The 22092-nt window shown below is 33.5% G+C and carries 24 protein-coding genes and 1 riboswitch; of the genes, 6 read left to right on the top strand and 18 right to left on the bottom strand.

All coding sequences use genetic code 11. The annotated features are described in order from the left end of the window. Positions 1–14: 14 nt before the first annotated feature. Entirely contained in the window at positions 15–695 is a 681-nt protein-coding gene (locus JJQ60_RS00435; protein ID WP_201915969.1) for a hypothetical protein, read from the top strand. Here JJQ60_RS00435 and JJQ60_RS00430 read toward each other — a convergent pair. Then, the gene (locus tag JJQ60_RS00430; RefSeq protein WP_236668998.1) at positions 692–1315 is read right to left on the bottom strand and encodes a thioredoxin family protein; all 624 of its coding nucleotides are present in this window, start codon (positions 1313–1315) and stop codon (positions 692–694) included. The two genes, JJQ60_RS00435 and JJQ60_RS00430, sit on opposite strands and share 4 nt — an antisense overlap. A 116-nt stretch (positions 1316–1431) precedes the next feature. On the opposite strand from JJQ60_RS00430, the gene JJQ60_RS00425 reads away from it, so the two are divergent. Continuing rightward, positions 1432–1995: a DNA-3-methyladenine glycosylase I gene (locus JJQ60_RS00425; RefSeq protein ID WP_201915967.1), complete on the top strand. Its 564-nt coding sequence runs from the start codon at positions 1432–1434 to the stop codon at positions 1993–1995. A gap of 3 nt (positions 1996–1998) precedes the next feature. On the opposite strand, the gene upp is transcribed toward JJQ60_RS00425, so the two are convergent. The 4 genes from upp to JJQ60_RS00405 all read right to left on the bottom strand — a co-directional run bounded on the left by upp (position 1999) and on the right by JJQ60_RS00405 (position 4855). Beyond that, entirely contained in the window at positions 1999–2652 is a 654-nt protein-coding gene (gene upp / locus JJQ60_RS00420; RefSeq protein ID WP_201915965.1) for a uracil phosphoribosyltransferase, read from the bottom strand. Positions 2653–2691: 39 nt separating this feature from the next. Beyond that, complete coding sequence (gene aat / locus JJQ60_RS00415) at positions 2692–3330, bottom strand: leucyl/phenylalanyl-tRNA--protein transferase (protein WP_201915964.1); 639 nt, start codon at positions 3328–3330, stop codon at positions 2692–2694. Between the two features lie 259 nt (positions 3331–3589). Continuing rightward, entirely contained in the window at positions 3590–3970 is a 381-nt protein-coding gene (locus JJQ60_RS00410) for a DUF3127 domain-containing protein (protein WP_201915963.1), read from the bottom strand. A 12-nt stretch (positions 3971–3982) separates the two neighbouring features. Next, positions 3983–4855: a flavin reductase family protein gene (locus tag JJQ60_RS00405; protein WP_201915962.1), complete on the bottom strand. Its 873-nt coding sequence runs from the start codon at positions 4853–4855 to the stop codon at positions 3983–3985. A gap of 136 nt (positions 4856–4991) precedes the next feature. Here JJQ60_RS00405 and JJQ60_RS00400 point away from each other — a divergent pair, with 136 nt between their 5' ends. Further along, a complete protein-coding gene (locus JJQ60_RS00400; protein ID WP_201915961.1) occupies positions 4992–6179 on the top strand; it encodes a sensor histidine kinase in 1188 nt (395 codons plus the stop codon). A gap of 45 nt (positions 6180–6224) precedes the next feature. Continuing rightward, entirely contained in the window at positions 6225–6590 is a 366-nt protein-coding gene (locus JJQ60_RS00395) for a hypothetical protein (protein WP_201915960.1), read from the top strand. A 1-nt stretch (position 6591) separates the two neighbouring features. Here the strand turns inward: JJQ60_RS00395 and JJQ60_RS00390 are convergent, their stop codons facing one another. The 3 genes from JJQ60_RS00390 to greA form a co-directional block, all read right to left on the bottom strand. Further along, positions 6592–7002: an acyl-CoA thioesterase gene (locus JJQ60_RS00390; RefSeq protein ID WP_201915959.1), complete on the bottom strand. Its 411-nt coding sequence runs from the start codon at positions 7000–7002 to the stop codon at positions 6592–6594. Between the two features lie 3 nt (positions 7003–7005). Next, a complete protein-coding gene (locus tag JJQ60_RS00385; protein ID WP_201915957.1) occupies positions 7006–7395 on the bottom strand; it encodes an HIT family protein in 390 nt (129 codons plus the stop codon). Positions 7396–7521: 126 nt separating this feature from the next. Beyond that, complete coding sequence (gene greA / locus JJQ60_RS00380; protein WP_201915956.1) at positions 7522–7998, bottom strand: transcription elongation factor GreA; 477 nt, start codon at positions 7996–7998, stop codon at positions 7522–7524. A gap of 119 nt (positions 7999–8117) precedes the next feature. On the opposite strand from greA, the gene JJQ60_RS00375 reads away from it, so the two are divergent. Then, positions 8118–8558, top strand: coding sequence for a hypothetical protein (locus tag JJQ60_RS00375; RefSeq protein ID WP_201915955.1), 441 nt, complete (start codon positions 8118–8120; stop codon positions 8556–8558). 27 nt (positions 8559–8585) lie between these two features. Here JJQ60_RS00375 and thiH read toward each other — a convergent pair whose 3' ends face one another. The 8 genes from thiH to JJQ60_RS00335 all read right to left on the bottom strand — a co-directional run bounded on the left by thiH (position 8586) and on the right by JJQ60_RS00335 (position 17264). Beyond that, positions 8586–9698, bottom strand: a complete 1113-nt coding sequence (gene thiH, locus JJQ60_RS00370; protein ID WP_201915954.1) for a 2-iminoacetate synthase ThiH — start codon at positions 9696–9698, stop codon at positions 8586–8588. A 75-nt stretch (positions 9699–9773) separates the two neighbouring features. Continuing rightward, positions 9774–10550: a thiazole synthase gene (locus JJQ60_RS00365; RefSeq protein ID WP_394369533.1), complete on the bottom strand. Its 777-nt coding sequence runs from the start codon at positions 10548–10550 to the stop codon at positions 9774–9776. Further along, positions 10547–11185: a thiamine phosphate synthase gene (locus tag JJQ60_RS00360; RefSeq protein ID WP_201915952.1), complete on the bottom strand. Its 639-nt coding sequence runs from the start codon at positions 11183–11185 to the stop codon at positions 10547–10549. The genes JJQ60_RS00365 and JJQ60_RS00360 overlap by 4 nt, the downstream gene beginning before the upstream one ends. A 2-nt stretch (positions 11186–11187) precedes the next feature. Further along, complete coding sequence (locus tag JJQ60_RS00355) at positions 11188–11976, bottom strand: hydroxymethylpyrimidine/phosphomethylpyrimidine kinase (protein ID WP_201915950.1); 789 nt, start codon at positions 11974–11976, stop codon at positions 11188–11190. Positions 11977–11979: 3 nt separating this feature from the next. Continuing rightward, positions 11980–12588 (bottom strand): thiamine phosphate synthase, encoded by a 609-nt coding sequence (locus JJQ60_RS00350; RefSeq protein WP_201915949.1) that lies wholly within the window; start codon positions 12586–12588, stop codon positions 11980–11982. A 71-nt stretch (positions 12589–12659) separates the two neighbouring features. After that, a complete protein-coding gene (thiC, locus tag JJQ60_RS00345; protein ID WP_201915948.1) occupies positions 12660–14519 on the bottom strand; it encodes a phosphomethylpyrimidine synthase ThiC in 1860 nt (619 codons plus the stop codon). Positions 14520–14645: 126 nt separating this feature from the next. Further along, positions 14646–14846, bottom strand: coding sequence for a sulfur carrier protein ThiS (gene thiS / locus JJQ60_RS00340; RefSeq protein WP_201915947.1), 201 nt, complete (start codon positions 14844–14846; stop codon positions 14646–14648). Between the two features lie 80 nt (positions 14847–14926). Further along, positions 14927–15025: riboswitch (TPP riboswitch) on the bottom strand. Positions 15026–15080: 55 nt separating this feature from the next. Continuing rightward, a complete protein-coding gene (locus JJQ60_RS00335; RefSeq protein WP_201915946.1) occupies positions 15081–17264 on the bottom strand; it encodes a TonB-dependent receptor in 2184 nt (727 codons plus the stop codon). A gap of 430 nt (positions 17265–17694) precedes the next feature. Between JJQ60_RS00335 and JJQ60_RS00330 the strand changes: the two genes are divergently transcribed. Beyond that, on the top strand, positions 17695–20121 hold the full coding sequence (locus JJQ60_RS00330) for a hybrid sensor histidine kinase/response regulator (RefSeq protein ID WP_201915945.1): 2427 nt from the start codon (positions 17695–17697) through the stop codon (positions 20119–20121). Here the strand turns inward: JJQ60_RS00330 and JJQ60_RS00325 are convergent. Next, positions 20118–21467, bottom strand: coding sequence for a sigma-54-dependent transcriptional regulator (locus JJQ60_RS00325; RefSeq protein ID WP_201915944.1), 1350 nt, complete (start codon positions 21465–21467; stop codon positions 20118–20120). The genes JJQ60_RS00330 and JJQ60_RS00325 overlap by 4 nt on opposite strands. 173 nt (positions 21468–21640) lie before the next feature. Further along, positions 21641–21973 carry a hypothetical protein gene (locus tag JJQ60_RS00320; protein WP_201915943.1) on the bottom strand — a complete coding sequence of 111 codons (333 nt, stop codon included), beginning with the start codon at positions 21971–21973 and terminating at the stop codon, positions 21641–21643. Between the last annotated feature and the right edge of the window lie 119 nt (positions 21974–22092).

Genomic DNA, 22092 nt, shown 5'->3' with positions numbered 1-22092 from the left:
AGTTATAGTAACCTATGGAATTTATAGAAAAACATAAAGCTCTAATCATTACATCAATGTTGATGGGGATTCTTGTTCTTGGTCTATACAACATTACGATGTTTAATAAGCAAAAAGAGCAAGCAGAGATTTTAATGGAAATTCCTGAAGAATTTCTAATGGATGAAGAAGAAGAGGAGCAAACCGAAGAAGAACTAGCCCAGGAAAACAGGCAGATTGATGATGCTAAAAGAACACATGCTGCCTATAATGAGGATTTTGAGGATCATGATGAAATTGAACAAAGAATAAAATCCTTGACAGAAATCGAAGAGGATATTCAAACTGAAGAACCTGAACAAAATGAAGAAGATGTCGTGATCGAGGAAAAGAAAAAAGAAGAAGTCACTCCCGAGGAGGAAAAAACGAATAATCGTTATAGTTCTTCAAGCTATACCCTAAAGGGCAGAAAAGTTGTAGGAAGATTACCAAATCCTGTATATACCTGTAATGGAAGTGGTAAAGTTGTTGTAAAAATTGAAGTAAATAAAAATGGATACGTAATCGACACTAAAATCGATAAGAGAAACTCTACAACTCGAAACGAATGCTTATTTGACAATGCAATGAATTATGCCAAACAAGCATTATTTTCTAAATCAGATGTAGAAGAACAAGAAGGACTAATTACGTACTATTTTAATTATAGTTATTAGATTATCTTAGATATATCTTCGGCTATATTTTTTCCTTTATCCTTATTGTACCATACCTGTAGGTCTTCTTTAAATTGAGGATCAAGGCCTCCGTGCTGTTTTTTATAGTCGTTAACCATTTGTGTAGCTACTGAAGGTCTTGGCCCCCAAGAGTTTACAACTTCCTTTTTTTCTGTGTCATATGCTATTAATTTAGGAATTGCTTTTCCTCCATTAGTAAGAAAATTATTCATAAGCTCGTCATGATCATCTCTAGAAATAATCTTTAAATCAATACCATCATTCAATTCTGCAAGTTTATTAATTACAGGCAGAGATTGCGCAGCATCACCACACCACCCCTCTGTCAACACTAACCAAGTTACTTTAGTAGGAGTATTTACAAAAGCTTCTTTAATCGATTCATCGATCTTTATAGTTTTATCAAGACGTTTCATTCTCCGATCATTAAGCATACTATAATTAGTCAATGCTTCTGATTGCTCATGGCCCGTAGATTTATTTTCGGCTAACAAATTACTTACTTGTTCTTTATATTCTTGATAGGTATATGAATTTGCGATACCTTGCTCAATTAATTCATGTTTTGCTATAGTAGTGGTTTCCATATTTTTTTTCATAAATGTTATGATATAAGACGTTAATTATTTTTAAAACTTACGAATCCCTGTATTTATCTCTGAATAACACAATAAAACAGGCGAATGTAATATATTTATATCTTAAAATTTGAACTATGACAAAAATCAGATGCGGGTGGTGCGTTGGTGACCCTTTATATGAAAGCTATCATGATAATGAATGGGGCACACCTCTGCATGACGAACAACTTTTATTTGAATTTCTTGTTTTAGAAACTTTTCAAGCAGGATTGAGTTGGATCACAATTCTACGTAAACGAGAAAATTTTAGGTTAGCTTTTGATAATTTTGATTATAGAATAATTGCATCATATACAGAAGCGAAAAAAGAAGAATTGCTTCAAAATGCTGGAATTATTCGCAATAAGCTAAAGGTAAATTCGGCAATAACAAATGCCCAAAACTTTATGAAAATTCAAGAAGAATTTGGCAGTTTTGACACCTATATTTGGAATTTTGTAGACGGAAAACCTATTAAAAACAAATGGAAACATCATAAGGATTGTCCTGCAACTACAGAAATATCAGATAGTATTAGCAAAGATTTAAAAAAACGCGGATTCAAGTTCGTAGGATCAACAGTTATCTATGCATTTATGCAAGCGATAGGTATGGTAAATGACCATACCACCGAATGTTTTAGATATAACGAAGTTTAATTTCTATAGTTTAATACCATAAGACAAATCCCCAGCATCTCCAAGACCAGGTATAATATAACCTCGATTACTTAATTCTTCATCAATAGCAGCGATCCAAAGGTGCGTATTTTCAGGAAAGACCTCTTTTGCATAGGCTACACCTTGTTTTGAACCTATAACCGATACAATATGTATCTGCTTAGGTATGCCATGTTTTTTCATAGCTTTAAATGTATTCTCCAAAGTTTTGCCTGTAGCAAGCATTGGATCTGCCAAGATTAAAATCTTGTTCTGTAGTGAGGGAGCGGCCAAATAATTTACTACAACTTCAAAATCATCATCATCATTTTTGTGATCTCGATATGCTGAGATAAATGCATTCTCCGCTTTATCAAAATAATTTAGTAGTCCTTGATGCAACGGCAACCCTGCCCGCAGAATAGAGCATAAAACAAGTTCTTTTTCTGGAACTGTCATTTTTTTGGTTCCTAAAGGAGTTTGAACCATTTTGGTTTCATACGCTAACGTTTTACTTAATTCGTAGCCTAAAACCTCACCAATGCGCTCAATGTTTTTTCTAAATCGCAAGGTATCTTTTTGCATCTCGACGTCTCTAAGTTCAAGTACAAATTGATTCAAAAGTGAATTTTCTAACGCTAGATTATGAATGGTCATAAAAGATATATTTTAGTATACAAACCAGATGTATATTATTTATTTCAAAAACTCTAAAAATGTTTTCCTTGGTATTTCCTTTGCCCCTAAACTGGCCAAATGCTCTGTATATACCTGGCAATCGATCAGTTTTATTTCCTTTTCATTTAACCACTCCACCAATTTAATAAAACCATATTTTGATGCATTGCTCACTTTTGAAAACATGCTCTCTCCACAAAATACATTTTTATCCGCTAAGTATACTCCGTACAATCCTCCTACTAACCTCGAATTCTCCCAAACTTCAACAGATATAGCATACCCTAATTCATGAAGATTCTTATAGGCTTTTTGCATATCGTTTGTAATCCATGTCCCATTTTGCTCCAAACGCTTGATAGCGGCGCAATTATCTATTACACTTGAAAACTCTTGATTAAAAGTTACTTCAAATTTATTCTTCCGAATAAGTTGCCTCATACTTTTACTTACATGCAACTCTGATGGAAATAGGACCATTCTAGGATCTGGGCTAAACCATAAAATCACTTCACCCTCATTGTACCAAGGAAAAATACCGTTACGATATGCTTCCAAGAGTCTTTCTTGGGATAAATCTCCACCTATAGCTAACAACCCATCCATATCAGCGTAGGCAACATCAGGAAATTGTATGGAGTCTGTAAGAATAAACAAAATATGGTTAATACTATTTCTACAACGTTAAATATCAATCAGTTGTTTGAATTGACCAAAAAAATCGCAATATTTGTTAAAACCTTTTAAGATAAATTTTGTTCATCATTGCTTTTTTGAGTTTTATTAAAAGGTTAATCTAAAACCACAATATGAAAAGTCCGATAGTTTAGTATCGGACTTTTTACTTTAACACTTCGTCAATACTTCAACAAGCTCAGTATGATAGCTTAGTGTTATATTAATAACTGTTATTTCCTTAAAATGGCAAATCATCATGTTCTTCTTCAGAAAAATCAGTTGCAGGTTCGAAAGCATCTGCTGGTGGTGTTGGCGGTGGTGTTCCAGCTCCTGCAGAAACAGCTTGTAAACTTTCTATTCTCCAGCCTTGAATTGAGTTAAAATATTTTGTTTCCCCTTGTGGATTCACCCACTCACGTCCTCTTAAATTAATACTAATTTTTACATCTTGCCCTACTTGAAAGGTGTTTAATAGATCACATTTGTCCTGAATGAACTCTACCATAATATGCTGTGGATATTGCTCTTCAGTAGTGACTACAATTTCTCTCTTTCTAAAACCGTTGCTTCCAAAAGTTTGGGTCTCACCGATCATCTTTACTTTACCTTGTACTTCCATCGTATTGTATTATTATTTTGCTGCTAATATGTTCCATGCAGTATCTATATCATCCTGATCCAGATATTGCTTTGCAAATTTATGAATTTCTATCTGGTTAGCTTGCTGAATTTTATCCTTAATATTATCATGTTTATTAACAAACGCCAAAGCTGCTGTATTTTCAGGTATTCTTTCTACATTAGCGAGCTTTCCTAAATCGTTTCCAGTAAAAATCGTACTGTTTTTTATTTCTTCAGGCAATACATCTATACCAATACCTATGGTGCTTAATGGTTTTGGAACTTCAAACATTCCTTTATTGGCTCGAGTATACCAATTACCTCCCATACGAGCAACCTGGTCTATTTTATGCTGATCAATTCTGTCATTTTGGTCCATAACATTTTCATTGATGTGCATAAGTAATACTTCACAAATAATTAGATTTCCGGCTCCACCTTCATTTCCCATTGGAACTATATCATTTACTTTACACTCAAATTGCACAGGTGATTCTCCAACACGATATGCTTTCACTTTTTCTGAAGGCACCATTGTAAGCCCTGATTTTATAAATTCATTAACATTTTCTGGGTATTCTGTGCTTGACAACGACATCTGTTGTACAATATCATAATTTACAATATTGATTACTACTTCTTTGGTAGTTTGAGCATTCTCAAGTGTGTGTTTAGTCGTATTATCTCTTACCCTACGAGCTGGAGAAAATATCAATATTGGAGGGTTAGCGCTAAATACATTAAAAAAACTAAATGGCGATAAATTGGGATTGCCATTTGCGTCTACAGTACTAGCAAAAGCTATAGGCCTGGGACCAATTGCGCCAAGCATTAGACCATGCAATTTACCTGTAGAAACCACTGAAGGATCAATTGTAATCATAATTTGTTTTATATTAAACAAAGATAACTAAACTTTTGCCTCTTGATCATGGTTAAAATTTGATTTAGTAATCTATTTTATAAACAATAAAATCGTTTTAAAACGTTTATATTTAGGATTTAGTTAACAGATTTGTATGAATTTCTCTGATGAGCGTAATTTTCCTAGCTATTTCATTGTTTTAGCTGTTATAGTAATCACTGTTCTTGCTTTATGGAACACTTCATTATTTCTACAGCGATTAAAAGATGATGAGCGTACCAAAATTGAAATATGGGCTCAATCACAAAAGGCTTTAAATAGTGAACAATCTGATGACTATCTGGAACTTTCTATAATTATTGGTTCAACCAACAGATCAATTCCTATCATTATTACTGATTCTAAAGGTGATTTTATTAGAGATTCTAATGGAAAACCGGATCCCAGCTATTTCCAAAACCTATCTGAAAGCCTTATTAATAATGAGCAGAAACTAAGATCATACTTAGACAAGATAAAGTCTGAAAACAAACCTATAGAACTGGACCTAAAGGATACTTTCCAATATATTTATTACGGAAATTCGGATATATTAAACAAATTAAAATATTATCCTATTGCCATAGCATTGCTCATCTTTTTACTTATTGGAGTGATTTATTTCTTTTTTACCACATCAAAAGCTAGCGAACAAAATAAACTCTGGGCGGGTATGGCTAAAGAAACTGCTCATCAAATTGGAACCCCTTTATCTTCGCTGGTTGGATGGAACGAGATTTTAAAAGCCGAAAATGTAAACCCAGAGTACATCACAGAAATAGAAAAAGATATTGAAAGGTTAAAAGTAATCACAGAGCGTTTTTCTAAAATCGGATCTATCCCAAATCTTGAAGAAGTAGACATTGTTGAAGAAACAAGAAATGCCTATACCTATCTCCAATCCAGAAGCTCTAAACTGATCAATTTTTCGCTTGATTTACCTGAAAAACCAATTTATGTATCTATTAATCCGCAACTCTATAGCTGGACCATAGAAAACCTGGTAAAAAATGCAATTGATGCCATGCGAGGAAAAGGAGATCTAAAGATTGACCTTATAGATGACGCAAAAAGAGTATTTATAAGAATTAAAGATACTGGAAAAGGTATTCCAAAAAGCAGGTTTACCAAAATCTTTGAACCCGGATATACTTCTAAGAGTCGTGGTTGGGGACTAGGTTTATCACTAGCAAAAAGAATTATTGAAGAGTATCATCTGGGAAAAATTAAAGTGCTGCGATCAGAAATTGATAAGGGGACTACTTTTCAAATCACATTTCGTAAATCTGGTGCTAACGTATAACAATATTTTTTTCAGTACGTTATAGTAGATATCAAATCTCAAAAAGTGAAAACTGAATATATTATCCTTAAGGAAGCCGCGTTAAATAATAATTGTCCAGAATGTTATTCTACCAACGGTATGATTCTATCTTTTAAACAGAAGAAGCAAAAATCAAAACTTTTAATCAAAACTAAAGGAAATGTAATCGAAAGTATCAACTGTAACACCTGCGAAAACCAAATTTTCCCGGGACAATGGACTCAAGACATAGAACGGGTATATGAATACCACAAAAAAACGATAACCTCTCTGCCTTCTTCGATACGGTTTACGGGCTTATTTTATCTCTTGTTTTTATTACTATTAATCGTTGTAGCCGCAGGATATTTATATCTAAATCACCCAGATCTTTTAGGACTCGATACTTAAACTAATATTGCAACATTATCTCACGTAAATTATCTGTGATCTTAAATGTTTTGTCAATATTGAAATCAAAACAAACAGCAACATCATAGCCTTCTGCACAGAGTATACCTTTATCATTATATAATTTATGATGTAGTCCAAAACTAGAATTTTTTATATAGTCGACCTTGGTTTTGATCAAAACATTACCCGGGAAAAATAATGGATGTTTAAAATCGCATTTAGTAGAAACTAACATCGGCCCCTTTTTGGTTTCGGTATACAATTTTGACAATCCGGTAACTTCCCAGAATTGCACTCTGGCACTTTGCATGTATTTCATGAAATTTACATTATTTACATGCTGATACGTATCCATTTCACTCCAATCAATCCGAAGTTTTAGGGATAATTTAAAATCTGAATCTTCCATACATTATAAATTCGACTGAATCTTGGACGCCAAAGCTTCAAATTCTTCTTTAGACAACGAAACTTTATGCTGGAAAGTCATTTCACTCATATTATTCAATGGAATTAAATGAACATGCACATGTGGAACTTCAAGACCTACTACAGCAATTCCAACACGTTTACAGGGAACCGTTTTCTCAATAGCTTTTGCAACTTTACGAGAAAACTTCATCAATTTTAAGTATGTATCTTCATCCAAATCAAATATTTTATCTTCTTCCTTTTTAGGAATACATAGGGTATGGCCTTTTGCATTAGGATTAATATCCAAAAAAGCATAGAAGTCCTCATCTTCAGCTATTTTGTAAGATGGGATTTCACCATTAATAATTTTAGTGAATAGGGTAGGCATTATGTTAATTTTTAGTCGGTTTATGAATTCGAAATATACTCTATTTATCTGTAAGTGAAAACCATATAAAAGCCTTTTTTGAAAATTCAAAAAAGGCTTTTATATATTGTAAAAAAATTAACTCTTTTATTCTCGGGTAATTTCTACGACATCAAATTTCATAACTCCATTAGGCACTTGGATTTCGGCTATTTCGCCAACACTTTTACCTAATAATCCTTTACCAATTGGAGAATCTACAGATATTTTCCCTGTTTTTAGGTCAGCTTCACTTTGTGCTACCAATTTATAGGTCATCTCGGCACCATTGGTTTGGTTTTTAATCTTAACCGTAGAATGAATTAATACTTTAGATGTATCTAATTGTGATTCATCTATTAAACGGGCATTGGCAAGGGTTTCTTCTAGTTTAGAAATTCTCATTTCTAATAGCCCCTGGGCTTCTTTTGCAGCATCATATTCTGCATTTTCACTTAAATCTCCTTTATCTCTTGCTTCTGCTATCGCCTGAGAAGCTTTCGGACGTTCTATATCCTTTAATTGGTTTAGTTCGTCTCTTAAATTTTTTAGCCCCTCTGCACTGTAATAAGATACTTTGCTCATAACTTCATCGTTTATATAAATACAAAAAATCCCATAGCTATGGGATTAGTTATCCAAAGATAACAAAAAATTTACGGAAGACCACAAATTTATGTAATTTGGTCACAGATATTCATGTTATGAAAAAGGCTTTTTTTTTACTTTCAATTCTACTGATTTCATCTTGTAAGAGTGATGATGATAATCCTAATAATCCGAACCTAACACCGGTAAATGTAAACTTTAGTATTAACCTTAATTTACCTCAATATGTTAACCTGAGGGTACCAGGAGGTATTTTTGAAGATCGTACTGAAGGAAGAGGAATAAAAGGTGTAGTGATATATAATCAAAATAATGATCAGTTTTTTGCTTATGAATTAAGTGATCCTAATTTGAGCCCAAGTCTTCCCTGTTCAAATCTTACGGTTGAAGGTTCACGGGCTTCATCAAATTGCAATGGAAATGAAAATATATATGAAATTACTTCATTGGGTCAACAAATTAAGGGTACAGGAGGAAGACCCCTTTTACCTTATAAAGCTATAAAAGAAGGGAATACGATATTTGTGACTAATTAAACTGTTTTTATCTTTTTATATTAAGTTTTATTGCCAATTGTAAGCCCAATCTTTCCATACTACATCCAAACCCTTATTTTTTAACATTTTCACTATCTCTTCTGTAGATCGTTCGTCAGAAATTTCGAACTGTTCCAGGGATTGTGGTTCTACAACATATCCACCTGGATTTGTTTTGGATTCTGCACTAATTGAAGTAATTCCTAAATTAATAATATGCTCTCTAAACACTTCGCTTTCTCTGGTAGAAATAGATAGTTCTACATCTTCATCCAATAATCTGTAAGCACAAATTAGTTGTACCAAATCTGAGTCTGTCATGGCTACCTTTGGTTCTAATCCTCCACTGTGAGGTCTTAATCTCGGGAAAGAGATTGAATATTTTGTTTTCCAATAAGTTTTTTGCAGGTATTGCAAATGTAATGCCGTAAAGAAGCTATCTGCCCGCCAATCTTCTAATCCAAAAAGAGCTCCCAATCCTATTTTATGAATTCCTGCGCGACCCAATCTATCTGGAGTTTCTAATCTATAATCAAAATTTGATTTTTTCCCTTTAGGATGATGCTTTTTATATTCTTGTCTATGATAGGTTTCTTGATATACCAGTACAGCATAGAGACCACTTTCTTTTAATATTTCGTAGTCTGGTTGATCCAGTGGCTGCACTTCTATGGTTATATTTGCAAATTTTGATTGTATGAGTTGTATTGCGTTATTAATATAGTCCGTGCCAACAGTTTTATTGGCCTCACCAGTAACCAGTAGAATATGATCATATCCTTTTGATTTTAAGAAATCTACCTCTTTTAAAATCTCTTGATTTGTTAATGTTCTTCTTGGAATTTTATTGGTTATACTAAAGCCACAATAGGTACAAATATTTTGACATTCATTACTCAAATACATTGGCGCATACATTTGCATAGTATTACCAAATCGCTTTTTAGTAATCTGACTACTTAAGCTTGCCATTTGCTCTAAAAATGGTTTTGCAGCAGGAGAAATTAACGCTTTAAAATCTTCAAGATTTCTTTTGGGTTTATGCAATGCTCTAACAACATCGTCTTCTGTTTTAGAGAAAATACTAGATAATGTATCATCCCAATTATATTGATCAAATATGTTTTTGAAGGATTTCATTTTTTATAATTATTATCCAAATTCTATACTTTAAGTATGCATTGAAACCTGAGACCTGAAACCCCATTACCTTTTTTAGCCTTGTGTTAAAAAACTTGTCAACGGACTACTTGCCTCTGCATGTTGTTTTACAGGTGCTAACTTTGCATTATACGCTAATCTACCTGCTTCAACTGCCATTTTAAACGCTTCTGCCATTGCAACGGGCTGTTGCGATACTGCAATAGCTGTATTTACTAACACTGCATCTGCCCCAATCTCCATCGCATTTGCCGCATGTGAAGGACTACCTATACCGGCATCAACAATAACAGGGACATTACTTTGATCTATTATAATTTCTAAAAACTCTAATGTTTTTAATCCCTTATTACTTCCGATAGGTGCTCCTAATGGCATAACACATTGTACTCCAACTTCTTCTAATCGTTTACATAAAACAGGATCTGCATGGATATAGGGCATTACTACAAACCCTAGTTTCACTAACTTTTCTGCGGCTTTGAGAGTTTCTATTGGATCAGGTAATAAGTATTTGGGATCTGGATGAACCTCTAGTTTTATCCAATTTGTTTCTAAAGCTTCTCTTGCCAATTGAGCCGCAAAGACGGCTTCCTTAGCATCACGAACACCAGATGTATTTGGCAATAAATTAATTCTTGGATGATCTAAATGGGTCAATATATCATCATTCTCATTATGGACATCAACACGTTTTAGGGCTACTGTTATTAATTCACTTTCTGAAGTAAGCAATGTATCTCTCATCACTTGAGAAGAACTAAACTTTCCTGTACCTGTAAACAATCTTGAAGAGAATTCTTTATCTGCAATTTTTAGTGTATCCATTATCCTAAACTATAACTCTTTATGTTTTTAATTTTTTCTTTTAAATCTTTCTTATCGGTTAGCATTCCTGAAACTGCAATACCATGTATTCCTGTTTTAATTATATCTGATATATCATTCTCAGTAATACCACCGATTCCAACAATGGGTATTTTTAGATTTTGATCCTGCAATTCTGAAAGTATTTCTTGATACCCATCGAGCCCCAATATTGGACTTAACTTTTTCTTTGTAGTGGTATGTCTAAATGGACCTAAACCTATATAATCTACCCCAGAATCGATATGTTGTTTACAATCTTCTAAAGTATTTGCCGTACCTCCAATAATAAAGTTATTTCCAAGTATTTTACGTGCTTCTAAAGGATTCGTATCATTTAATCCCAGATGCACTCCATCTGCCATAGCGGCTTTGGCTACCCCTACATTATCGTTTATAATCATAATCGCTTCATAGTGATCACAAATATTTCTACATTGTACTGCGGTATTCAGATATGTTGCTATATCTACGTCTTTTAACCTCAACTGAATCCATTTCCCTCCAGATTTACAAACCTCTTCGATATTTTTTAGGTGTTCGTCTGGTGTTTTTCCCTGAGAGATGTACTGTAAACTGACTTCTTTCATCTTCTTCATTTCTACATTTTATGATACCCTAATAGTGTTTTATTTGAACTCAAGTATTTTTCAGTATATCGTTTCCCTCTATAACAAGCTTTGAGAAGAGGAAATCCCAATGCCAAATTTGCTATAATAGCTGACGAAAGCACACAACCACTTCCGTGCTTTTCATAACTATTCTTCCCTTTTGGGTTTAATTTGAAATGTTCTCTCGTTACCGTAAATAATTCATCCTTTCCTTTGGCTTCTTCTCGATGCCCTCCTTTTAAAAACAAATTGGTTTTACTAATAATATGTTTAATAGTTTCTACTATAGTTTTATCAGTATACAATTGCTCTATTTCTTGATAATTTGGAGTGAGTAAGTAAATTTTATTTAAGATTTCATCAAACTGGTTCTCGATACCATTCCGATTAAAATCGAGGTCACTCGAACTAACATTTGAATTACGAAAGTCAAAATTAGAACTCGATCTTAATATAGGGTCCAAAACGACTTTGACGTTTTCGTTCCTAGAAATCAAAAAATCAATAATTTCATTAAGCACCTTCCAATTCTCTATAATTCCAATTTTCACAAAGTCTATATCGAACCTATCAAACAGAATTTGAATCTGATTTTTGATTATCTCAACTTCGGCCCAATTGCAGGTCTTAAACTCAATATCATTCTGAATCGTATTTGCAGTACAAACTGCCAATCCATAACATTTTAAAGATTCTAAAGTTTTAATATCTGCAGAGAGTCCAGCTCCACTAGATGGATCAAAACCTGCAATAGTTAGTACATTTGGCCGAGGTTTCATACGCTAATTTTTAGCTTTAATCACTTGATCGTTTGCCTGTTTTATCTCTAAAAAACTCGTTAATGAGTTTTTTGTATTCCATACTCCTCCTAATACACCGACTCCTTTAAATCCGAGTTTATATGTTTCTTGTAATGTATTTTCGTTGATACCACCCATGCCAATTACAGTTTCTTTAAGCGCTGTAACATCAAATTCTTTTCCTTCATAACCTGATTTAGAAATTGATCCAAAAACAGGGCTCAACAAAACATAATCAAAATCAACCGGGCAGTTCTTGATATCTTCTATAGAATGAAAAGAGCTACTTACTGAAAACCCCTTATTTTTATAGACTTTTGTTGTTACTGCCAATGCATCTTCTAAATCTAATCGAGCTTGTTCTTGTAAATGAATCCCTCGTAATGTATACTCTAGAGTCAACTCAGGAAACTGATGGGTCATAATACGATTATGGTATTTTATTTCTATTAGATTTAATAACGAACGATATCCATCGATAGTAAAAGTTGGTTTGCGCAGGTGTAATATTTCTAAACCTGCATCAAACAGATTATTAATCTGTTGTGCTTCATCCTGTAATGGCTTTTCTGAAGTAAGTACTATTAACATTTTTATGGTATTTTGTTATGGATTGGGTAACTTTCATGAATAACTGATACCCTTATAGCCGATATCTTAATTTATAAATATACTTCGCTTCCTTTTTCTTTGAACTCTTCTGCTTTTTCCTGCATTCCAGTTGCTAAGGCTTTTTGATCATCCATCTCTTTTTTAGCAGCATAGTCTCTAACTTCTTGAGAAATTTTCATAGAGCAAAATTTTGGTCCACACATACTACAGAAATGAGCAATTTTTGCACCTTCTGCTGGCAAGGTTTCATCGTGATATTCTCTTGCTCTTTCGGGATCTAGAGCCAAGTTAAATTGATCCTGCCATCTAAACTCAAAACGAGCTTTACTTAATGCATCATCTCTATGTTGCGCTCCTGGATGTCCTTTTGCTAAATCTGCAGCATGTGCAGCTAATTTATATGTAATTACTCCTATACGCACGTCTTCTTTATTTGGTAATCCAAGGTGTTCTTTGGGGGTCACATAGCATAACATCGCGGTACCATACCACCCTATCATTGCAGCTCCAATTCCTGAAGTAATATGATCATACCCAGGTGCGATATCTGTTGTTAATGGGCCTAAGGTATAGAATGGTGCTTCTCCACAGGCTTCTAATTGTTTATCCATGTTGGCTTTGATCATGTGCATCGGTACGTGACCAGGGCCTTCAATAAACGTTTGTACATCATGTTTCCAAGCAATTTTGGTTAATTCTCCCAGAGTCTCTAATTCTGCAAACTGTGCTTCATCATTAGCATCGGCAATACAACCAGGTCGTAGTCCATCTCCTAAAGAAAAGGCTACATCATACGATTTCATAATTTCGCAAATTTCTTCAAAGTGCGTATATAAGAAACTTTCCTTATGATGTGCTAAACACCATTTTGCCATAATTGACCCTCCTCTGGACACGATACCTGTAATCCGTTTTGCAGTCATGGGCACATAGGCTAATCGCACACCTGCATGTATTGTAAAATAATCTACTCCTTGCTCTGCTTGCTCGATTAGTGTATCTCTAAAAATCTCCCAAGTAAGATATTCGGCTTTACCATTTACTTTTTCTAAAGCTTGATATATAGGTACTGTCCCAATAGGTACCGGTGAGTTACGAATAATCCATTCACGAGTTTCGTGAATGTTTTGCCCTGTAGAAAGATCCATAATATTATCTGCCCCCCAGCGACAAGCCCATACTGCTTTTTCTACCTCTTCTTCGATGCTTGAAGTTGTGGCAGAATTTCCAATATTAGCATTGATTTTCACTAAAAAATTACGCCCTAAAATCATAGGTTCTGCCTCTGGGTGATTTACATTTGAAGGAATCACTGCTCTACCTCTGGCAACCTCTTCTCTAACAAACTCTGGTGTAATTACATCAGGTATGCTTGCTCCAAAATCTTGCCCGGGATGCTGTTTTGACAAACGTTTTGCTTCTTGTATCTTTTGATTTTCCCGAATGGCAACATATTCCATTTCGGGAGTAATAATCCCTTGTTTGGCATAATGCATTTGCGAAACATTCTTTCCGGCCTTAGCTCTTTTTGGTTTATGCAAATGGTTAAATCGCAAATGATCCAGGCTGGTATCCCGTAATCTTTGGTTACAATACTCTGAAGAAAAACTATCTAATTCCTCAATATCGCCACGATCTAAAATCCATTGCTCTCGTATTCTTTGGATCCCATTGTGTACATTAATCTCTTTTGAAGGATCTGTATATGGACCACTAGTATCATACACTGTTACTGGTTGGTTTGGTGTTTTCTTACCTGTAAAACTATCGGTAGTATCTTCTAACGATATCTCGCGCATGGCAACACTAATTTGTGGATGTATCGTACCTTTTACATAGATTTTTTTCGAATTTGGGAAAGGTGTCGTGGAAATCACATTTCCTTGTGGTGCAGTATCTTTTTTCTTCATTGGTATGTTTGAGTTTATGGTAATTTTCTTCTATATATTTATGTAACGCTAGTCTTCAACAAGCTAAAACTTCAATTTTTAAATCCCGGTATCATTTCGACAACCCTAATTGAGGAAGTATTCTAATTACCCCCCTTGCGTAGCTTGAATAATGGTAACCTGATCATTACTATTTAGTATAGTCTGATCCCATTTTTCTTTAGTAATGATTTCATTATTAATAGCAATAGCGATTCCATTAGGCACAATGTTTATTTGTTCTAACAAGTTTGATATCGAGCTATTTTCTGAAATGGATTGTGATTGATTGTTAACGTTTATAGTCATATCTATTTTTATTAATACAAAAACTATAAACTTTAGGTAATACCCTATTTACCTAATTGTAGAAGATAAATCACATATATAATGTGATATTAACTTTTCCCTTCGTCGGTACTAACCGCATCAGGTTCAAAGGGTATTTCTCAGATTCCGCTATTGCGGAAACACCCCTAAAGTTTATACTATAAAAGTAATATAAAAAAGAGGCTAAACATCTATTTAACCTCTTTTTTTTACTTAAAATTTTAGTGTTGCTCCAAGTAAGAAATTAATCCCTGCTTGAGGATAAAACCCTGCACCCTCAACCGTTGTGATTGTTCCTGGATTAGAAAAATCATCATCAAAAGTGAAGAAATATCCATTAGACACATATTCTGAGTCAAAAATATTATTTACCAATCCTGTAAGTACAATTGATTTAAAGACAGAAACATCTTTGATTTCATACACAACATTAAGGTCATTGATAAAAAAACTATCTAATTTAGAGGTTTCACTATCGATATTACCCATGTATTGTTCTCCAACAAACTTAGACAACAATCCCAATTGAAGGTTTTTAATAGGTTGATAAATAAACATATTCCCAGCAACAATATTAGGAGAATATGAAATATTTGTGTCCCCTAGATTAACCAGGCTTCCATCTTTAGAGGTTACAAAATCTTTATTCTTATTCGTGCTTAAAGCGACATTAGGCTTTACAACAAATTTATCTAAAAGTGTAATATCGGCATCAATTTCGATCCCTAAGCGATAACTTTCTCCGCTTGTAGCTCGTATAGGTGCACCAACATCATCCAGAGCCCCTGTTAATACTAATTGATCTTTATACCACATATAATATAGGTTAGCATTTACGATAGTCTTATTTTTTGAAAAACGCCACCCTAATTCTATATCGTTCAATATTTCGGCTGTGTCGATCCCGTTTTCAAAATCACTTCTTCGTGGTTCTCTATTAGCCCTTGCATAAGATGCATATAATTGACTTGATGTATTAAACTGGTAGGTTGCTCCTAGTTTTGGATTAAAGAAATCATAGTTTTCGTCTACTTCTAATGGAATTCGATCTGAAGTATCCCCCGTGGTCTTGTATCCCACAAATCTTCCTTGAAGATCTAAAAATGCACTCCATTTATCATTTACTCTATATGTTGTCTTTCCAAAAACGGTAAATTCGTTCTTTTCTCCATTTCCGAAGTAATATCGATCTCCTATTTCTGATCCTCCAGCATTTTGAGCCCAAATTACCTCGCCAAAATGATCACCATCATAGTGGCTATAGAAAGCCCCAAAATCTAAATCAATGTTGCCGTTTTTATAATTAGCCGTTGCATTTACTACATAGAAATCATTATCCAACCATCTTCTACGAATTAGATCAGTAGTATTAATAGTATCTCCAACAGTAATAATTGGGGTAAAATCGTAATCTGCAAAATCCTCATCTTCTTTATATTGCTCAAAGAATCCTCTACCATAGGTATAATTAAGGCCTAAATTTGTTGACCAATTGTTGTCATACCTTTGGTTCCAGTGTAATTGATAATGATCTTGTTTGTAATCATCTACTTCATTATCATGGAAACGTGTATTTCCGTTTTCATCGGTGTACTGCCCCGCCGGGTTAAAAGTGCGATTGGTTTCTAATGTTTCTTTATCGATACCAAACCAGGATTGGTATGTGATCTCATGGCCTCCAAAAGTGACTGCTTTTATCAGGGTATTATCTGCGATGTAAGATCCTTGTAAAAAGTATGATTTAAGGTCAGATGATCCTCGATCAATATACCCATCTGATGCTATTGCAGACAATCGCCCTGCTACCTCTACATGATCATTTAACAATCCGGTACTAAATTTTACATTATGTCTTCGGGTATTGAAAGATCCAAAGGAATTTGAAATTTCAGCATTAGCCGTTTTGGAAACTGCATCTGTTAATAGATTTAAACTAGCTCCAAATGCTCCCGATCCATTAGTAGAAGTTCCAACACCACGCTGCAACTGAAGATTTTCTATTGAAGATGCAAAATCTGGTAAATTGACCCAAAAAGTACCCTGACTCTCGGCATCATTAAAGGGTATTCCATTTAAAGTTACATTGACTCTAGATGCATCACTTCCACGTACTCGAATATAAGTATATCCAATCCCTGTACCTGCGTCTGTTGTGGTCACTACTCCTGGTAAGTAATTTAATAAAATTGGAATATCCTGCCCCAGATTACGTTCTGCCAATTCTTCTTTGGAAACATTAGAATGTGTAATAGGAGAATCTGCACTAACTCGAACAGATTTAACTAACACCTCATCCAATTTTTCAACCTCGTTAGAGATCGAATCTTTTTGTTGTTCTTGACCCAACACACTTATACTCAAAGAAAAAAGTATAAGAAAAAACATTACATTTTTCATTCGTAAATGATTTATTACGAATAAAAGGGGTAATTACTCTACTATTATATTAATTTGATGTATTTGGCGTTCAATAGTGTTTCTGGAGTACAAGGTTAATCATGTATTTTGTTTTCCGTCTCACTATCTCGCCCGTCGCAAAAAAGATATTGTTTCTTTTTTAGCTCCGTCGTCCCTTGGCAGCATTACCTGCCCAGGTTCATCGGGTATGATCTCAGCCTTGTTTAGGTCTTAGAATTGAGATTTTAGTATTGAGGAGTCAATTTTTAACCCTCATACCCAAAATCTCAATTCTAAGACCTAATCTAAAGCACCCCTTTGAGATTTTGGGGCAAAAATACTATGTTTTATTGATTTATTGTAACTTTATTATACATAAAAAACAATGCTTTCAGGTATTTTTAGTTATGATAGTACTTGAATTAATTATATGAAAAACACAAAAAGATCAGTTACGTTTAAGATCATTGCAGGATACCTGGTTGCAGGTTTACTTGCTGTAACTGCCTTTTGGGTAATTTATCGCCAATTAAATAACTATACTCAGATTACCGAAATTAAAAGTCAAAACAACGAGAAACTCTTTTTGGTAGGCGAAACAATAACTGGATTATATGAGGCAGAGAGTTTAACTAGAAATATTATTCAAACCTCTGATGTAAGCAAGTTTGATATTTATAAAACGAAAATTGATACGATACTAAAAACAATCAATAAGGTATCTGAAATATCTGATGACACTTTACAAACAAAGAAAATAGATAGTATCAAATATCTTATTGATAGCAAAAATAAAAACCTCGAAGAGCTCATAAAAATTTATGAACAACGAAAACAAAAAGGACTCTATGAAACTGCAATCAATGAACTAAAAAAAGTAAATAAAAGTTTCGGAGGATACGAAAACTATGACATAAGATTCAAAAACTACGATCCTCGTACCAAAAGAGCTTTAATTGACATTTTAGAATACACTAAGAAGGATAACGCCAAACGTTTAACGAATCAAACAGTAGATTCTTTGGCCAGCTCTGTTAAACAAGTACTTGCTGAATTAGAACAAAAAGACAAAAGGTATAAACGAGAAATATCTATCAAAGAAAACAATCTTCTCAAAAATGATCAAATTATAACCAAACAGTTAAGAGATTTACTGGCCGCTATAGAATTAAATGAAAGAAATCAATATTACAAGCGGTTAGAGGCTTCTAATCAAGTACTCAACAAAACATCGAATATCATTGTAGTTATAGCAGCCATTAGTCTTTTGATTGCTATTATATTTCTATATCTAATTACTAAAGATGTCTCTAAAAGTCAGAAATACCGTAACGAACTTGAAGCCGAAAAAACATATACAGAATCTCTATTAAATACCAGAGAGTCATTAATCAATACTGTTACACATGATCTACGCTCACCATTAAATACGGTAATAGGGTATTCTGATTTATTAGAAAGAACCGGACTAAACACTAAACAAAAACACTACCTAGGACATTTAAAAAAGTCATCAGATTATATTCTTCATCTGGTAAACGATCTTCTGGATTTATCCAAACTTGAAGCTGGAAAGATGGTCATTGAGGAGCTTCCTTTTTCTCCAAAAAAATTAATCGAAAATACGATTTCAAGTGTAATTCCTATAAATGATAAAAAAAATCTTGACATACAGATTATTACTGATGATCAACTAAAAAAGCAATACTTAAGTGATCCTTTCAGAATTAAACAAATATTAACCAACCTGGTCAATAATGCATACAAATTTACTAATGAAGGGTCGATAGTCATTGAAAGTAAAATTATTGAAAATGGATTGTCAGAAAAGCAATTAGTAATATCTGTTAAGGATACAGGTATTGGTATTACCAAAGACCAACAACGTCATATATTTGAGGAGTTCTCTCAAGGCGATGATGATACCGAAAAAAGATATGGAGGTTTTGGTCTTGGATTGGCTATTACTAAAAAAATAATTAAGCTTCTTAATGGAAAAATTACCTTGACAAGTGAACTTGATAAAGGAAGTGAGTTTATATTCTATATTCCTATTAAGCTTTCACATTTGTTAGCTCCAGAAGAGGAAAATGAAATTTCTGAGATTCAGAATTTTTTCAATAAAAAAGTTCTAATTGTAGATGATGATCCGAGTCAACTGTCATTAACTAGTGAAGTGGCTTCACTTGCTGGATTGTCTTATGACGTTTGTGAAAATGGTGTTGACGCTTTTTCTTTAATACAAGCAAATACTTATGATCTCATTTTAACAGATATTCAAATGCCTAAGATGGATGGTTTTGAGCTTTTAGAGGCCATTAAAAAGGAAACCGATCAAACCAAATTACCGGTTATTGCACTATCTGGCCGAACAGATACGTCATTCTTAGAATATCAAGAAGCGGGTTTTGCAGGTAGTCTACGCAAACCATATGCTCCAAAGGAATTAATAGATCTTATTGCAGAAATTCTTAAAGTTGATATTATTGAATATGAAGAGACCTCTATAAATGATACCCTAAACGAGGAATATTCTTTAAACGACCTGATGCTTTTTGCACATGGTGATTCTGATTCTTTATATGCCATTTTGGATACTTTTTATGATAGCACTATTGATAATTTAAAAGAGTTAAAAGATAATGTTCAAAATCAAGATATAGCCCATATCAAAAGGATAGCACACAAAATGCTACCTATGTTCAAACAAATAAAAGCAAAAGAAGTAATCCCAATACTCGAAAAATTAGAGCACCCGGATCAATATGATCTAAATGAAGAATCTATATTAGACCTAACTAAAAATGGAATTACTAAAATTGAAGTTCTTATCGACAAACTTAAAGTAGAAAATTAAAGACTAATATCGTATTGCTTTAATTTATTATATAATGTTTTGCGATCAATTGAAAGCATTCTTGCAGCCTTTGCTTTGTTTCCGTTTGCCTTTTCTAACGCATCCAAAATCAGCTCCTGTTCGTTTTGATTTTTAAACAATCCATATGTTTGTTTAGCATTATGAGGTGCATATGCAATATCATTAGGTAAAACATCTAGCGTAATCATATCTATTTGCGACAGAAGAACGGAGCGTTTTACTATATTCTTTAATTCTCTTAGATTGCCGGGCCAGTCATACTTTTTAAATGCATCTAATACCTCATCGGCAAATCCAACTACATGTTTTTCTAGTTCAATATTTGATTCTTCAAGAAAATGATTCGCAAAAAGCATTAAATCTTCAATCCTATCTCTTAAAGGAGGGACCTTAATAGAAAACTCATTAAGTCTATGATATAAATCTTCTCTAAACTCACCTTCTTTAACTGCATGACTAAGATCTTCATTGGTAGCCACAATCACTCTAATATCTACTTCTATTTCTTTATTACTTCCTACAGGCTTAATTTTTCTTTCTTGTAGCGCCCTTAATAACTGAACTTGAAGCTCGTAACTTAAGTTCCCTATCTCATCCAGAAATAATGTACCACCATTTGCAGCTTCAAAATGTCCTACTTTATCATTAACCGCACCTGTAAAAGATCCTTTTATATGTCCAAAAAACTCACTAGAAGCAATTTCTTTTGGGATTGCTCCACAATCTACAGCTACAAAAGGTTTATCAGCTCTTTTACTTGCTTTATGGATACTGCTTGCAACATATTCTTTTCCTGTTCCACTATCTCCAATAACCAATACCGACATACGTGTTGGAGCTACTAAAGCGACATATTCATTTAGTTTCTTAGAAGCGTCACTCACTCCTTTTACGAAGGAATTATTAGTATCATTTTGCTTGTCTGTTGCTGTTGCAGTTTTTTTCTTACTTATTGTATTCGAAGTCTCTTTCTTAAGTGCTTTTTCTATTGTATGTAGTATAGTATCTGGATTAAACGGCTTAGAAACATAATCAAATGCCCCTTGTTTAATAGCATTTACTGCCATATTAATCTCTGCATAACCAGTCATAATTATTACTTGGGTATTCGGGTTATTTTTGAGAACCGTATCTAATAATGTGATACCATCTGTGTCTGGCAACCTAACATCTGCCAGTACAACATCAAATGTATTTTCTTTAATTTGAGGAATAGCTTCATTACCAGAAAATGCAGTAAAAACCTCATAGTCCTTCTTTTGCAAAAAGGTCTTTAGCATTGTGCAAAAAGCTACATCATCTTCAACAATAAGTATTTTAGACATATCTACTAATTTGGTACCTAAAAAAAGCTATGCTATAAAATTACAATTTTAAAACACTTTGCTAGAATAAAAACATAAAAAAAGAGACCCTTGGGAGTGAGTCTCTTTTTTAGCACTAAACAACTTTATATCGTCCTTGGTTGCAAAACGATATCCTTTTTCTACCCCTAGATTTAAGATTTATTGTCGTTTGGCTTTATCCATTCGCCATTAGCGCTTGCAAATACAACTTTCGTATTATTATTTTTATCATTCAAGATAATCTTATATGTATTATCTTTAGATATGTATGCTTTTGTAATTCTATATTCTTCAAAATCCTTTGCGGCAATCTCTTGAATTACTATAGGAAGCTCTACAATATTTATTTCTGTAAATTCTTGTAACTCATACTCATAATCTCCATATCCAAAATTATCATTATAAGCTAATTCATTTTGAGCTACTACACCCTGAGCCGAAAAAATACTTACTACAATCGCTACTATCATTGGTAACTTTTTCATTGGGTTATTTGGTAAAATAATTTCTACACTTACTTAATAGTAATAATTGTTCCAAAGAAGGTATGTAACTGAAGTATTATTTAAATTGTTGAAATACAGTTATTTATGTTTTTATTCCG

This window comes from Aquimarina mytili, assembly GCF_016735115.1.
Classification (GTDB): Bacteria; Bacteroidota; Bacteroidia; order Flavobacteriales; family Flavobacteriaceae; genus Aquimarina; species Aquimarina mytili.
The sequence above is the reverse complement of the archived record's forward strand: the minus strand, read 5'-3'. Positions and strand labels throughout refer to the sequence as shown.

Excerpts from the sequence above, each read along its gene's own strand:
- JJQ60_RS00435 (WP_201915969.1), top strand. The coding sequence starts at position 15 with ATGGAATTTATAGAAAAACATAAAGCTCTAATCATTACATCAATGTTG.
- JJQ60_RS00430 (WP_236668998.1), bottom strand. The coding sequence starts at position 1,315 with ATGAAAAAAAATATGGAAACCACTACTATAGCAAAACATGAATTAATT.
- JJQ60_RS00425 (WP_201915967.1), top strand. The coding sequence starts at position 1,432 with ATGACAAAAATCAGATGCGGGTGGTGCGTTGGTGACCCTTTATATGAA.
- upp (WP_201915965.1), bottom strand. The coding sequence starts at position 2,652 with ATGACCATTCATAATCTAGCGTTAGAAAATTCACTTTTGAATCAATTT.
- JJQ60_RS00410 (WP_201915963.1), bottom strand. The coding sequence starts at position 3,970 with ATGGAAGTACAAGGTAAAGTAAAGATGATCGGTGAGACCCAAACTTTT.
- JJQ60_RS00405 (WP_201915962.1), bottom strand. The coding sequence starts at position 4,855 with ATGATTACAATTGATCCTTCAGTGGTTTCTACAGGTAAATTGCATGGT.
- JJQ60_RS00400 (WP_201915961.1), top strand. The coding sequence starts at position 4,992 with ATGAATTTCTCTGATGAGCGTAATTTTCCTAGCTATTTCATTGTTTTA.
- JJQ60_RS00390 (WP_201915959.1), bottom strand. The coding sequence starts at position 7,002 with ATGGAAGATTCAGATTTTAAATTATCCCTAAAACTTCGGATTGATTGG.
- JJQ60_RS00385 (WP_201915957.1), bottom strand. The coding sequence starts at position 7,395 with ATGCCTACCCTATTCACTAAAATTATTAATGGTGAAATCCCATCTTAC.
- greA (WP_201915956.1), bottom strand. The coding sequence starts at position 7,998 with ATGAGCAAAGTATCTTATTACAGTGCAGAGGGGCTAAAAAATTTAAGA.
- JJQ60_RS00375 (WP_201915955.1), top strand. The coding sequence starts at position 8,118 with ATGAAAAAGGCTTTTTTTTTACTTTCAATTCTACTGATTTCATCTTGT.
- thiH (WP_201915954.1), bottom strand. The coding sequence starts at position 9,698 with ATGAAATCCTTCAAAAACATATTTGATCAATATAATTGGGATGATACA.
- JJQ60_RS00360 (WP_201915952.1), bottom strand. The coding sequence starts at position 11,185 with ATGAAGAAGATGAAAGAAGTCAGTTTACAGTACATCTCTCAGGGAAAA.
- JJQ60_RS00355 (WP_201915950.1), bottom strand. The coding sequence starts at position 11,976 with ATGAAACCTCGGCCAAATGTACTAACTATTGCAGGTTTTGATCCATCT.
- JJQ60_RS00350 (WP_201915949.1), bottom strand. The coding sequence starts at position 12,588 with ATGTTAATAGTACTTACTTCAGAAAAGCCATTACAGGATGAAGCACAA.
- thiC (WP_201915948.1), bottom strand. The coding sequence starts at position 14,519 with ATGAAGAAAAAAGATACTGCACCACAAGGAAATGTGATTTCCACGACA.
- thiS (WP_201915947.1), bottom strand. The coding sequence starts at position 14,846 with ATGACTATAAACGTTAACAATCAATCACAATCCATTTCAGAAAATAGC.
- JJQ60_RS00335 (WP_201915946.1), bottom strand. The coding sequence starts at position 17,264 with ATGAAAAATGTAATGTTTTTTCTTATACTTTTTTCTTTGAGTATAAGT.
- JJQ60_RS00330 (WP_201915945.1), top strand. The coding sequence starts at position 17,695 with ATGAAAAACACAAAAAGATCAGTTACGTTTAAGATCATTGCAGGATAC.
- JJQ60_RS00325 (WP_201915944.1), bottom strand. The coding sequence starts at position 21,467 with ATGTCTAAAATACTTATTGTTGAAGATGATGTAGCTTTTTGCACAATG.
- JJQ60_RS00320 (WP_201915943.1), bottom strand. The coding sequence starts at position 21,973 with ATGAAAAAGTTACCAATGATAGTAGCGATTGTAGTAAGTATTTTTTCG.